Source organism: Chitinophaga sp. W3I9 (genome assembly GCF_050434025.1).
Classification (GTDB): Bacteria; Bacteroidota; Bacteroidia; order Chitinophagales; family Chitinophagaceae; genus Chitinophaga.
Genome location: NZ_JBNPWC010000001.1, coordinates 3,422,646 through 3,436,814, shown reverse-complemented (window position 1 = coordinate 3,436,814; position 14,169 = coordinate 3,422,646). Strand labels below are relative to the sequence as shown.

Sequence of the window (14,169 nt, the reverse complement as noted above, 5' to 3'; positions counted from 1 at the left end):
AGCATTATACTTTTATCAGTTGCGGCGCCTCTGAAATCTGCATGCCGGGAAGGCCTACAGGTATTCCGGCAACACCTTCCTGTAATGTATCGTTAATGATCACCGGCAACGTATAGTGATGACCGTTATCTGTGAAATGCAGCAGGTATCCCGCGGTTACCTGCAACCGTTTTGCGTCTTCACTGTGCAGCATAATGTAGGGGGCCGGAATGCGTTCTGCAATGCCCGGTGTATGCACACTTAGTTCTTCTGATCCGAAAATATGATAGAGGGGTACCAGTAACAGGTGTTCTTTGAGCGGCAGAAAAGGCTCCGGTACTTCCGTATAAAAAGGCGTTTGCCCGTTAGCGTGAGGTTCTATCAATCTCTTGCCGGAGTTGCCATCGTGCAGCGGTCCGCCTGTTTCCACCTGGAATTTGTTTACTGATTGCACAGAATTCCATCCGGGCGACCAGAAAAAGGGAATCATGGAAGAAGGCGGCTCTCCCCGGTACCCTTCCATGGTAAAGGACAGCGCGGTATCTGTGTCCTGTGGCGGACGGGGCTCGCTTACATCTACATTTGCCTGCATAGCGGTACGGCCGCTAAAGCGATGTGGTTCCCGCGGTACCTTCTGACCGGCAATCCGGAAATCAGCATGCGGCGCGAGATGATCTATACTTTCAAATTTTTCGTATGCGTGTGCAAGGTGATTCACTACTTCATCGAAGTGTTGCAAACCGGAGAGTGTAGCATGCCCGTTAATGCTGGCGATCTGCAACAGCCAGCGCCAGCTTTCCTGCACTGCGGAGTCGGGTGCAAACACCTGGAAAAAGCGCTGGGCGCGGCCTTCATTATTCACCAGCGTACCGTCCGATTCAGCAAAGGTGCCAGCCGGTAAAATGATGGTGGCTTTCTCCGCTGTGGGATTATAAAGATGATCCAGCAGGATCACATCTTTCACCTTTCCAAAAAACTGTTCTGCCCGGTGTTGGTTCAGCCGGCGGTACAGGTCATTTTCCAAAACGATCACGGTATCCACTTCGCTATTCAAGGCACGGTCTACCGCCGAATCCAGGCGGTGGCCACCCAGCATTTCAAGTCCTACGCTGTTGCATTCCGGCACCGTGTAGGTAAGCATGGCGTCGATACCAAGATCCCGCAGGGACCAGGCCACATTGGCGGCGGCTTTGATGATGGCTTCACTGCCACCGCCATAGCCTGCAATGATAAGCGGGTTCTTAGCGGTTTTCAGCACCGCTGCTATTTCTGCAGCAATGGCCTTCCCCTGCTCCGACATTCCTTTTACTTCGGGCATTCTACTGCTCAGCAGGTGACTAACGCCAAAGCCTATACGTGCGATATTGTCCGGCGCCGTGTGATAAGCACCCTTTGCAAGTTCATCGAGTTTGGTTTCCTGGACATTTAAAATATAGAGGGGGCCTTTGCTGTCCTGCACGGCTTCCCGTACGGCGGCATCTTGCCATGCGGGCATGTGAATATGATTGATGACATCTTCGACCGGGATACGGCGTACCGCCTGCCGCACCGACAAGGCCAGCATCGGCGCCGTATTGGTTACATCTTCACCGAGGATAAGCACTACATCCGCTGCTGCCGCTTCCTGCAGGGAGGCGCTGCGCACCGGTCCCTGTTGCAGTATTTTGAGGGAAAGGGATACCAGGTCGTGATCTGCTGCCGACACACCCAGGTAGAAGTTGTCTTCCCCAACCAGTTCTTTCAGCACAGCATTGGATTCCAGGGAAGCTCTCGGCGATCCTATGCCGATGGTCTTCCCTGGTTTCATCCGTTGATGCACATGCTGCAACACCGGGATGCCATTGGCCTTATCTGCAGGGCCGTGATGCACCATCGGTGTTTTGATCCGTTGTCCGCTGTTCACAAATTCGTAGCCATAGCGGCCACGGTCGCAAAGGAAATAACCATTTACCGCACCGTTAAACCGGTTAGTGATCTGTCGCACGGCGCCATAACGCTCGCCGGCGATGATATTACAGCCCAGTCCGCAGCCCTGGCATACAGAAGCAGCAGAGGTCAGATCCCATTTACGGGTATAATGCTGCTTGAGGGTTTTATCCGTAAACACACCGGTAGGGCATATTTCGGCAAGATTGCCGCTAAACTCGCTTTCCAGTGTACCCTCTTCCTGCCGGCCAAAATACACATGGTTATGCGCGGCGAAAACATCCAGGTCCTTACCACCGGCAAAGTCTTTATAAAACCTCACACAACGGTAGCACTGGATGCAACGGTTCATTTCATGATTCAGGAATGGTCCGAGATATTGGTTGTTGTAAGTTCGTTTTGTAAAATGGTAATCACGGTAAGAGTGGCCTGTCATCACAGTCATATCCTGCAAATGGCAGGAACCGCCTTCATCACATACGGCGCAGTCGTGCGGGTGATTGGTCATCAGCCAGCCGATCACATGCTCGCGGAAGTTGCGGGCATCGGTATCGTCAATGGATAAACGAAGCTGGTCTTTTACCGGCTCCATACACGACATAATGATCTTTCCCTTCTTATCATCTTCATCCTTAAACACCTTAACAGCGCATTGACGGCAGGCGCCTACCGCACCCAGGGCGGGGTGCCAGCAAAAGTAAGGAAGGTTCAAACCCAGCGACAGGCAAGCTTCAAGCAGGTTTTTTCCCTCCTTTACTTCGTAAGGTTTATTATCAATGTGTATGATCGGCATATGGACATTTTTTTTCTTTGATGTGTTGTTCAAAATCTTCCCGGAAATATTTCAGCGCACTTTGCAACGGTTCCATGGCACCGGGCGCCAGCGCGCAGAAAGTGTTACCGGGTCCTAACAGCTTCGTATGCATTTCCAGTTGCTCCAGGTCTGCGTAAGTTCCTTGTCCCTGCTCCAGTGCGTATAATATCTTCTCCGTCCAGGGCAGTCCTTCGCGGCAGGGCGTGCAGAAGCCACACGATTCCTGTGCGAAGAAATGCTCCAGGTTATGTACAAACCCCACCGGGCAGGTGCGGTCGTCGAGTATCACCATAGTGCCGGTACCCAGGCGGCTTCCCGCGGCAGCTACTCCTGCGAAATCCATTTTCACATCGAGGTGGGCATCGGTTAAGAAATCAGTGGAAGCGCCACCAGGCAAGACACCGCGAAAACGGAATCCCGCTTTCATGCCACCTGCATGTTCCTCCAGTAATTCCCGCATAGTAACGCCCATAGGTAGTTCCCAGGCACCGGGCTTGTTTACTCTTCCACTTACACCGTATATTTTCGTACCCCCGTCGGCGGTATAGCTCAATGACTTGAACCAGTCGCCTCCCTTGCTGATGATATGCGGTATATAAGACAACGTTTCCACGTTATTTACAATGGTTGGTTTACCAAACAATCCGCTTACCTGTGGAAAGGGCGGTTTGGCGCGGGGTACAGCGCGTTTCCCTTCCAGCGAATTGAGCAATGCCGTTTCTTCCCCGCACATATACCTGCCTACACCGGTATGCAGTTGCATTTCCAAACTATAATTTTTACCGAGTATATTTTTACCGAGATATCCCGCGGCATAGGCATCTGCAATTGCCTGGTTCATGATCGTCGCGGCTTCCTTATATGCCCAGCGCATAAACACAAAACCCTGTGTGGCCTGGATAGCATAAGCGGAAATGATCATTCCTTCGAGCAACTGGTGCGGGTTCCCTTCCAGCAGCCAGCGGTCTTTGAAGGTGCCGGGTTCCATTTCATCGGCGTTACAGATCAGGTAGCGCGGACCGGTTACTTCCGCGGGAACAAAGCTCCACTTCATACCGGTGCTGAAACCCGCGCCGCCACGGCCTTTGAGGTTGGCGTCTTTCACCCTGCCTGTTACTTCCGCCGGAGTGAGCTCCTGCAACACTTTGCGTAATGCGGCATAGCCGCCCACTGCTTCGTACTCCTTCAGGTGAAGAGGCGCTCCGGAAGCGGGTATATGTTGTGTGAGCGGTTTTTCCATCTTTATAAATATTGATCCAGTATTTGTAAAAGGGAAGCTGTTGTCAGATCCCTGTACAGGTCGTTGTCTATCATCATGGCCGGCGCATGGTCGCAGGTACCAAGACAGGCATTGGGCAGCAGCGTAAAACGTTCATCGGGTGTGGTTTGTCCGTACCTGATCTGCAGCAGGTCCATCAGTTGTTGTTTAATCTCCGTATAGCCCATCACGTAGCAGCTGATACTGTCGCACAACAAGATGACGTGCCTGCCTACCGGCCGCCGGAAGATGAGGTTGTAGAAAGTGGCTACGCTGTCTACTTCCGCGGTGCTCATTTCCAGGATAGCGGCGATATCCGCCCACGCTTTCATCAGATACCCAGCGGCGTTGCCCCTGTACAATTTTTAATGCTTCTATACAGGCGGCCTTTTTTACCGGCACGTGCTGCATTTCATGTGTGATCTGTTCTATTTCAATAGCAGAAAGCATATGTTGTTGTATTATCTGTCAATATCTGCGAGTACATAATCCATTCCTCCGAGTATCGATAACAGGTCGGCCACGGTATATCCGCGGCTGATCAACGGAATCATCTGCATGTGCGGGAAAGAAGGCGTTCGCACCCTGGTGCGGTAAGAAGCGGTGTTGCCATCGCTGATCAGGTAATAGCTGTTCCATCCTTTGGTGGCTTCCGTGCAAACAGCCGCCTCCCCGGCGGGTATTACCGGTCCCCAGCTTACGTTGAGAAAGTGATGGATAAGCGTTTCAATATCCTGCATGGTGCGCGCTTTTACAGGAGGGGTAGCCAGCGGGTGGTGCGACTTGTAATCGCCGGACGGCATGTAGGCCACGCATTGTTCAATAATGCGGAGGCTTTGTCGCATTTCTTCCACCCGTACTACCGCGCGGTCGTAACAATCTCCGTTGTGTGCGACCGGGACCTCGAAAGCAAAATTCTCATAACCACCATATGGCCGCTTCTTGCGCATATCCCACTCCAGGCCGCAGGCGCGGAGTCCGGGGCCGGTTACGCCCCATTCAATGGCTTCTTCCAGTGTATAGATACCGATACCTTTAGTACGGGCTTTAAAGAGATAATTTTTCATGACCATGCTGTCGTACTCTTTCAGCTGTTTGGGAAAATAGCTGATAAAGTTTTTCACCAGCGGCTCCCAGCCGTTGGGCAGGTCCTGGGCAACACCGCCAATACGGAACCAGTTGGGATGCATACGGCCACCGCAAATGGCTTCAATGATTTCAAAGATGCGTTCACGGTCGGTGAACATATAGAACACGGGTGACAGCTGCCCCAGATCCTGTGCAAAGGTTCCATACCACACCAGGTGACTGGCAATGCGGAACAGTTCGCAGAGCATAATGCGGATCACCTGCGCACGTAGCGGCACATCAATGCCGCCCAGCTGCTCCACCGATAACAGGTAAGCCAGGTTATTATTCACCCCGCCGAGATAGTCGATACGATCTGTGTAAGGAATGTAGGTATGCCAGGATTGCCGTTCTCCCATCTTTTCCGCGCCGCGGTGATGGAAGCCAATATCGGGTACGGCGTCCACAATATCTTCGCCGTTCAGCTGGAGGATGATACGCAACACGCCGTGGGTACCCGGGTGTTGCGGACCGATGTTGAGGAACATAAAGTCAGCGTCTTCGCTATGGCTTTTTAAGCCCCATTCTTCGGGTTTAAACCGCAGGGCCTCCTGCTCCCTGTCCTGCTTCTCGTCATAGAGCTTAAAAGGCCCCATTTCAGTAGCGCGTGCGGGGTGCTCCTTCCGGAGCGGATGCCCCTCCCAGGTGGAAGGCATGAGGATGCGTTTGAGTAAGGGGTGACCATTGAACCGGATGCCGAACATATCGTATACCTCGCGTTCGTACCAGTTGGCGGCCGTCCAGATGGGGGTGATGCTTTCCAGCGTTGGGTATTCGCCGTGCAGACCGGCTTTTAATCGCAGGAATTCGTTTCTGTCGAAGGAAAAAAGTGTGTAAACAACGGTAAAGTCATAGGGTTTATGCCCGTTCTGTTGCCGTTTATACGCACGCTCGTCGATGGCCGTGAGGTCATAGAGCATGCGATAAGGCATTTGTATTTCAGATTTAAGAAACTGTAGTACGGCCACAATATGCTCCTGTGGCGTCCAGAAGGTGGGCGTCCCATCCCGTGTAACCTGAGGTTCGAAGGTGATATCACCAAAACGGGAGCTTAATTCCGCTGCAATGCGCTCTGGCATGGCGTATTAAGTTTAGATGGGGGTAAGATAAAATTGTGGTCTTTTCCGGTTTAATCTTTCATATATCCGTTGATGTTAGTAAGTATTTTATATTTCATCGGGTGTTTTAAAATTTGTCATTTGTTGCCGTTTCTCACGGAGGGTATCTTTCATGGAAATCTTTTCCGGCCGGATAACGCCTTGTTCGCCGATCACCCAGCTGAGCGGCCGTTTTTCTTTGCCTACGCTGTCGCGCAGCATAACGAGTCCCGACATAAATGCGTCCGGGCGTGGCGGACAACCGGGTACGTAAACATCTACAGGCAGGAATTTATCTACTCCCTGTACTACGCTGTAGATGTCGTACATACCGCCGGAATTAGCACAGGAGCCCATGGATATTACCCAGCGGGGCTCCATCATCTGCTCATACAAACGTTGAATGACGGGCGCCATTTTTATAAATACGGTGCCTGCGATGATCATGACGTCTGCTTCGCGGGGAGTACCTCTGATTACTTCCGCACCAAACCGGGCCATATCATACTTAGGGGTCATAGCGGTAGCCATTTCTACAAAACAACAGGAAAGGCCGAAATGGAAGGGCCATAGCGAATTTTTCCGTCCCCATGCCAGCAGGCTTTCCACGGAAGTGAGCATTACACTTTGCTGGATCACTTCTTCCATAGAGGTATTGCCGGATATCTTACCGGTTACATCATTTGCGTTGGTCAGCCACCATTTCATATAAAAGTTGATTTACCATGAAATCATAAAATCAACATGCTGTTGCTACGTCAGTGCCTGTGGTGTTGGAGTCTTAATGTCCGTGTATCCGTTAACGTGAGCGGAGGTTTTCTTCTGCATTTTTTTATACGCGCGTAAAATCTTTTTCCCATCGGGCCCGAAGTCCAATGCGCCGTTACGCCATTCGTAAATAAGTACAGCCAGTAATATGAAGATAAAAACGGCAACGCCGAGGAAGCCGGTCCAGCCAACTTCTTCATAGGCAATTGCCCAGGATATGATTAATACCGTTTCAATGTCGAAAATAACGAAGAGCATCGCTACCAGGTAAAACTGGGAAGGGAACCGTAATCGTGCGGAGCCGGTGGAGATGATGCCGGACTCATAGGCCTCTCCGGTGGCGCGGTCTTTATGCCGCTGCCCCAGTACATAAGAGAGCCCCAGTATGATACTGATAAGTATCACAACGATAGCACCATATGCTAAAAACGGCCAGATGGGGGTGATGTCAGAAACAGCGCTTTTCAAAGTGTTCGCCCTCCCGAGCGATTTACTTAAAAGTCCGTCATGCCTGTCTATCAGTTAAAACCAGTAGTATGCTTTCCAATCTACTGAACATGTCTATTATTGGTAATGCTAGTCTGTAAACCGCCAAATCAAGAGGGAAGACCGGATACGGATCCGGTTTCATAACGTTTCAAGTGCTGCTATACGGTAAAGACTATATGAAACTGAAGTTACAAAAAATACAATGATAAAACAAAAGATTAAAATGCGATACTCAGGTATGCGTACCCGTAATATAGCATTCGAGACTGGTAATGATATGCTGTTGGTCGTCAATAATAAACTTTACCACGTCACCAATAGATATCAAACCCATCAGTCTGTTCTGCTGGTCAACAACCGGGAGGTGACGGATCCTTTTATCTGTCATCAATCCCATACAATCTTCAATGGAATCATCTTCAGTAACCGTAATAGGGCGTTCCGTCATGATTTCCCGGATCAGGGTTTCCTTTGATGCACGCCCCTTCAGGATAACCCGGCGGGCATAATCACGTTCGGAGAAAATTCCCATAAAATGTTCGTCTTCATCAACTACTGTCAATGCTCCCACGTTGTGATCCACAAGGAGTTGAAGCGCTTCAAAAACAGTGTTGTCGGGATTTATGGAGTATACTGCATGACCCTTTACCTGCAGGATATTACGTACCTTTCCCATGGCAAGATATTTAGAATAGTAAATAAATGAAAAACCACCATTTCTAAGTTACCAATTTTCATTGTTAAAAGCAAGGCAGTGAAAATAAATCGTTTGTGTAAATTGTACACAAAGCTCCACGCGGAGGTTGTCTTACTCAGGATTAAACTTATTTCACTGATTACGCTGATTTGATCACTTTGGATTTTAAGGGATTCGGGGGAGATATAAGCGAAAACGCGGAGGTTGTCTTTCTCAGGATTAAACTTATTTCACTGATTACGCTGATTTGATCACTTTGGATTTTAAAGGATTCGGGGAGATATAAGCGAAGAACGCGGATTTTGTCTTACTCAGGATTAAACTTATTTCACTGATTACGCTGATTTGATCACTTTGGATTTTAAAAGATTTGGGGAGATTAAAGCGGATATACTCGCTTATATCTCCCAAAATCTTTTAAAAAAATATAATCAGTTAAATCAGCGTAATCCTGAGTAAGACAAAATCCACGTTCTTCGCTTATATCTCCCCGAATCCTTTAAAATCCAAAGTGATCAAATCAGCGTAATCAGTGAAATAAGTTTAATCCTGAGAAAGACAAAATCCGCGTTTGTTAATGATTGTTAAAAAAAACGGGATATAAATACGCGGCCATTTATATTTGCCCCGGTATGAAACTTTCGGTTAAAAGAATTGGTCAGCTGGCAGTGCCCGCCGCCACTGTAGCATTGCTCTTTCAGCTGTATTGGCTGAGACAAACCTGGCTTACTGCCCGGCAGTCGTTCCGTAGTACTGCGACGGAGTGCCTGCAAAAGGCCTATGATGCAGCCATGATGAGCAACCTGGGCCACATAGGCCGTACCAACGACTCCCTTCAACAAATGAATATATCCTCTTCCATTAACTTTGAAGAACTGGAAGATGATGAAAATGAAACTGTGGAGCAGGCCGCGAAACGCGACAGCATGATCAATACACTCGCCGCCCGGCTGCATCTTGACACCGGTAAATCCCACAGCATACCGGTACCCAATGTGGAATATGCCCAAATGTCCAATATTCTTTCCCGCATGTTTTCATCTTTTGGCTTACAGCTGGTGCATATCGACAGCCTCCGGCACGAATACCGGTTGTTACTGCATGAAAAAAATATCGACCTGCCTTTCCGCCTGTACACCGACACCACCCTGACCGCGGTAAAGAGTAATCCACGGCTGCTGCTCATTCATCCCGCATTGAATACCCAAACCAATACCATCGGCGTACTGTTTTCCGGCGAAACCATCTATCTACTGCAACAAATATTCCCGGCTATCATCGTTTCTTTCTTTATAGGACTGCTGATCGTGGGCTGCATATGGACACTCTGGCGCATCATCGTAAAACAAAAGAAACTGGAGCAAATGAAACAGGACTTTATCAGTCATGTTACCCACGAACTGAAAACACCGGTAGCCGTACTGCAGGCCACCAACGAAGCGCTGCTCAACTTCGGCGGCAGCAACAGCCCGGAAATGACAACACGGTATCTCCATCTCAATAAAACAGAACTCGACAAACTCCAGGGACTCATCGATCAGATCATGACCATCACCCGGCTGGAACAACAACTGCATCAACGGCAAACAACCGCCATGCCGCTGGAAGAGAGCCTCAACGGAATTATTCAGCGATTCGCCTACCAGGATAGTGTGCAAATTCACATAGATAACCGATCAGGACACAACAGTATAGAAACCGATAAACAGGCGTTTGAAATCATCTTCAGTAACCTGCTCGACAATGCCATTAAATACAACAACAAACCACAGAAGCTGATTACATTAACAATAAAAGATAACAGGGACCGCATCTTTATTACGGTAACCGATAACGGCGAAGGTATTTCCAACAGCCATCTGCCCTTTATCTTTGATAAATTTTATCGTGTTACCAGTGGTGATACACAGGATACCAAAGGCCACGGACTTGGGCTCAGTCACGTTAAAGCACTGGCACAACAACTGCAGGCCACCGTTGAAGTAAACAGCACTCCCGGCACAGGCACTACGTTCACCCTTCAATTTCCACGCTATGCAAAAAATTAAACTACTGCTGGTAGAAGATGAACTTACCCTGGCAGGCGTTGTAAAGGAAACGCTGGAGTTGAACGGATTTCATATTATGCATGCCGCAAATGGCCAGCAGGGCTGGGATGCCTATCTCTCCTTCCGGCCCCATGCCTGCGTGGTAGATATTATGATGCCAAAAAAAGATGGCATCTCCCTCGTAAAAGATATCCGTAACGTAGACGAACATACGCCGATCATCTTTCTCACTGCCAAAAGCGAAACCTCCGACGTGTTGCGCGGATTACAAAGCGGGGCCGACGACTATATCAAGAAACCCTTCAGCATGGAGGAACTGATCCTTCGCGTTAAAGCACTCATCAAACGCGCACACAGCAACCCATCCCTCAATGCCCCCAAAGGTATTTACCGCATCGGCCAATATGTTTTTGATCATAACCGCCAGGAACTGAAACATGAAGCAGCTACCATCCGGCTCTCCCTCCGGGAAGCAGATATGCTGCGCATGCTGGCAGAACGCCCCAACACCACCACCCACCGGAAAAGCATGCTGCTGGAATTATGGGGCGATGATAATTTTTTCAATGCCCGTAACATGGATGTATATATCAGCAAACTCCGGAGATACCTGCAACACGACGCCACCGTGCAACTTATCAATGTAAGAGGACAGGGATATAAGCTCGTCTTTTAACAATCATTCACACTATACTCAGGTTCGTTAACGGTTACGTGTACACGATGATCCTACTTTCGTATCGTTCAATTACAAACGATGATACAAAAAGCAGCGATCCTTCTTTGTACCCTGCTGGCAGCGGCTGTCAGCAGCCATGCACAGGCCACCAAACAACTGAAGGAAGTAGTTATAAAAGGTAAAGCAGACATCCGCGCGAAAGGAGATACCCTGGAATATGATGCCGCGCGCTACAAAACAAAAGACAATGCCGTAGTGGAAGAACTGCTGCGCAAGCTGCCCGGTGTCCGGGTAGACCGCGCCGGCAACATCATCGCCCAGGGTGAAACTGTACTAAAAGTATTGGTAGACGGAAAAGAATTCTTTGGCAACGACCCCGCCATCGCCACCCGTAATCTCCCGGCCAACATGGTCGCCAAAATCCAGGTGCTGGATAAGAAAAGCGACCAGGCCGCCTTTACCGGCATCGACGATGGTAACAGCACCAAAACCATCAACATCGTTACCAAAAAAGAAATGAAAAAAGGATACTTTGGCAATGCTTCAGCGGGCGGTGGCACCCATGAACGCTATGAGGCCGGGGTAAACGTTAACAGCTTCGCCGGTGATAAACAGCTCTCTCTTTTATTCAAAGCCAACAACGTAAATAAGTCGGGCTTCAGCGCAGGCGAACTGCTTCGCCTCGCCGGCAGCAACCCCGAAATATTTGACCAGCTTCCTTCCTACGCAATGGCCGAAATCCTTAAAATGAAAGGCGTACAGGCAACAGCAGATAACCCGGAGGAACTGGCGCAGCTCTCTAATCCCACAGGATTAAACAATACCCAATACGGCGGCGTGAACTTTAACAACGACTTTAGCAACAACACCGCTCTGCGCAGCAGCTATTTCTTTAACCGGTTCGCATCACGGAATAATTATGATAACCACCGGTTTTATCAACTCCCCGACACCAGTTATCACTACTACCAGCAAGGCCATCAAACAGATATCAATAATAACCACCGCGTAAATGCCAGCATCGATATACCTGTAAATGCACAGAACAGTATTAAAATCTCCCCGGTATTCAACAGCATCCAGTCTTCCGGTGTCAATCAACTCTCCTATCGCTCCCTGAATGAAGCGCAAACACAATTGCTGAACAACGGCACCCAATACCATGAAAGCAATGCCAGCAGCTGGCAGTCGGCCACCGATATTCTTTTCCGGCACAAATTCCGGCAAGAACGGCACACCTTATCACTCACCGTAACTCCCGCCTGGCTGAAAAACAATAACCAGGTACGAAATATCTCCCTCAACAATATCTATAACATTAAAATACCCCGCACAGATACTATTAATCAACAGCTCTGGATACAGGGCCATGGCTTTTCGGTAAATAATCAATTCGTATATACCCTGCCGTTATCACGCACACATACGTTGCTGATCAGTGAAAACTTCTTCTACAGCAATACCCGGCAACAACAAACCGCATTCAGCTTTGATCCGGTGCAACAACAATACACATTGCCCGATGAACGCTACCACGACGACTTCTCCACAACCAACACCCGCAGCACACCCGCTGTGGCGGTGTCCGCAAAGTATAAGCGTTTTAGTTACACCGCGGAAGCAGCACTGCAAATCAACTGGCAGCAAAGTAATTCGCGGGTACAGCACTACCAGGTGAATAACACCTATCATAACCTGCTGCCCCGTATCAACGCCCGGTACCAGTTTTCTCCGGCACGCAAAATCAGCGTCGATTACCAGACCAGCGTTCAGCTACCTGCCATTTCGCAGCTACAGTCCCTCCCCGATATCAGTGATCCGATGTATGTGCGCCAGGGAAACCCTGCCCTGAAACCGGCTATCAGGCGCAGTATACGTGCATCTTATCTTTTCACAAACGCAGATAACGGCAGTTATACCAATATTATGGCGAATGGCAGCATAGTAGCCCGCCAGTTTACTGACTATGCCGTTACAGACAGCAGCGGTAAACAACTGATCACCACTATTAATGCTAACGGATACGCCAACACGAATGTATCATTCCAGCACTTTTTTAAAACAGACGACGAAGGATCAGGTATCACCTATGGTCTGCAGCTGGCTTACAATGCCTATCCATCGCTATTCAACAGCATACAACGCAACAACCGGCAATACAGCGTGGCGCCCGATATCAGCTTTAATTACTATCCTGCGGCATTCCTGAATATTTCAGCGCACCTCAACACTGCCTGGAACAACACCACAATGCTGCAAAAACCCTACTGGTTGTTTAACTACGATCTGTCCGCTGTCGCTACGCTTCCCTGGAACATGCAGGCAGAAAGCGAATGGACAGGTTACACCACCTCCGGCCTCAGTAACAACTATAACACCACCGCCCTGTTATGGAATGCTTCCCTCAGCAAAAACATAGGCAAAAAGTATACACTGAAAGTAGCCGCCACCGATTTGCTGCGGCAAAACAAAAATGTGATGCGGATGGTGCGGGGCGGATATACGGAAGATCAGCGGAACAACATGCTGGGGCAGTATTTCATGGCAAGCCTTGTTTACCAGCTCCGCTCTTTCAAAAAAAAGTAATTCATCTCACTAAATATATATTATCATGAAAACAACTTTCATCTTAACATTTGTATTACTGGCCGCTGCTTATATGCCAGCGGCTGCGCAGGACAAAAGCAGCGGAAAAATAAGCTATACGCTTACCATGAACCTGCACGCTAACCTGAAGCCGGAACAAATGCAATACAAAGACATGATTCCCGAAACTGCTACGCAGGACGCGTCATTGTGGTTTAACAAACAGCGTTTCAAAACATTCTATAACGCTAACCAGAAAAAGGAAGGAGACGACGTGGAAGTAAACGTAAACATTCAGTCTGATAACGGGGATGAATTGTATGTGGATCTCGACAGTAAAAAACAATGGGCAAAGAAAAATGGCAAACTGAAAGAAGCGCCGTTAGACATACGTAAAGGCGAAAGCATTGCCACCGGCGCAACAAAGGAAATCCTCGGTTATCCCTGCCAGCAGCTTATCCTCGTTAATAAAAAAGATTCCACCACAATATGGTACACCACTGCCCTGCCGTTACATGCAGGCAGTCCTATTGGCATGTTCACCGACAAAGGCGTGGTACTGGAAATGCAGCACAGGAAAATGAGTTTCATGGCAACCGCGATTGAATTTATGCCCATCAGGGACGAAGAGTTAGCCATCAGCCGTTAAATAAAAAAACGCAGCGGGAGATGATCCCGCTGCGTTTCCTTCTCAAAAAAA

General features: G+C 48.9%; 11 protein-coding genes. 4 read left to right on the top strand and 7 right to left on the bottom strand.

What is annotated here, in order from left to right:
- Positions 1 to 4: 4 nt before the first annotated feature.
- From nuoG to QFZ51_RS14285, 7 genes are all read right to left on the bottom strand, one after another.
- Positions 5 to 2,698: an NADH-quinone oxidoreductase subunit NuoG gene (nuoG, locus tag QFZ51_RS14315; RefSeq protein ID WP_429046681.1), complete on the bottom strand. Its 2,694-nt coding sequence runs from the start codon at positions 2,696 to 2,698 to the stop codon at positions 5 to 7.
- Positions 2,679 to 3,959 (bottom strand): NADH-quinone oxidoreductase subunit NuoF, encoded by a 1,281-nt coding sequence (nuoF, locus tag QFZ51_RS14310; RefSeq protein WP_429046680.1) that lies wholly within the window; start codon positions 3,957 to 3,959, stop codon positions 2,679 to 2,681. The genes nuoG and nuoF overlap by 20 nt, the downstream gene beginning before the upstream one ends.
- 2 nt (positions 3,960 to 3,961) lie before the next feature.
- Positions 3,962 to 4,309, bottom strand: coding sequence for an NADH-quinone oxidoreductase subunit NuoE (nuoE, locus tag QFZ51_RS14305; protein ID WP_429046679.1), 348 nt, complete (start codon positions 4,307 to 4,309; stop codon positions 3,962 to 3,964).
- Between the two features lie 129 nt (positions 4,310 to 4,438).
- Complete coding sequence (gene nuoC, locus QFZ51_RS14300; RefSeq protein ID WP_429046678.1) at positions 4,439 to 6,184, bottom strand: NADH-quinone oxidoreductase subunit C/D; 1,746 nt, start codon at positions 6,182 to 6,184, stop codon at positions 4,439 to 4,441.
- 87 nt (positions 6,185 to 6,271) lie between these two features.
- Positions 6,272 to 6,910 (bottom strand): NADH-quinone oxidoreductase subunit B, encoded by a 639-nt coding sequence (locus QFZ51_RS14295; RefSeq protein WP_370911347.1) that lies wholly within the window; start codon positions 6,908 to 6,910, stop codon positions 6,272 to 6,274.
- Positions 6,911 to 6,955: 45 nt separating this feature from the next.
- Complete coding sequence (locus QFZ51_RS14290) at positions 6,956 to 7,438, bottom strand: NADH-quinone oxidoreductase subunit A (protein ID WP_429046675.1); 483 nt, start codon at positions 7,436 to 7,438, stop codon at positions 6,956 to 6,958.
- Between the two features lie 253 nt (positions 7,439 to 7,691).
- Positions 7,692 to 8,135 carry a CBS domain-containing protein gene (locus tag QFZ51_RS14285; RefSeq protein WP_079468123.1) on the bottom strand — a complete coding sequence of 148 codons (444 nt, stop codon included), beginning with the start codon at positions 8,133 to 8,135 and terminating at the stop codon, positions 7,692 to 7,694.
- Positions 8,136 to 8,788: 653 nt separating this feature from the next.
- On the opposite strand from QFZ51_RS14285, the gene QFZ51_RS14280 reads away from it, so the two are divergent.
- The 4 genes from QFZ51_RS14280 to QFZ51_RS14265 all read left to right on the top strand — a co-directional run bounded on the left by QFZ51_RS14280 (position 8,789) and on the right by QFZ51_RS14265 (position 14,118).
- Complete coding sequence (locus QFZ51_RS14280; protein WP_429046673.1) at positions 8,789 to 10,204, top strand: sensor histidine kinase; 1,416 nt, start codon at positions 8,789 to 8,791, stop codon at positions 10,202 to 10,204.
- Entirely contained in the window at positions 10,191 to 10,880 is a 690-nt protein-coding gene (locus QFZ51_RS14275; protein WP_429046671.1) for a response regulator transcription factor, read from the top strand. The genes QFZ51_RS14280 and QFZ51_RS14275 overlap by 14 nt, the downstream gene beginning before the upstream one ends.
- 81 nt (positions 10,881 to 10,961) lie before the next feature.
- Complete coding sequence (locus QFZ51_RS14270) at positions 10,962 to 13,469, top strand: outer membrane beta-barrel protein (RefSeq protein WP_429046669.1); 2,508 nt, start codon at positions 10,962 to 10,964, stop codon at positions 13,467 to 13,469.
- A 25-nt stretch (positions 13,470 to 13,494) separates the two neighbouring features.
- On the top strand, positions 13,495 to 14,118 hold the full coding sequence (locus QFZ51_RS14265) for a GLPGLI family protein (protein WP_429046668.1): 624 nt from the start codon (positions 13,495 to 13,497) through the stop codon (positions 14,116 to 14,118).
- Positions 14,119 to 14,169 lie beyond the last annotated feature (51 nt).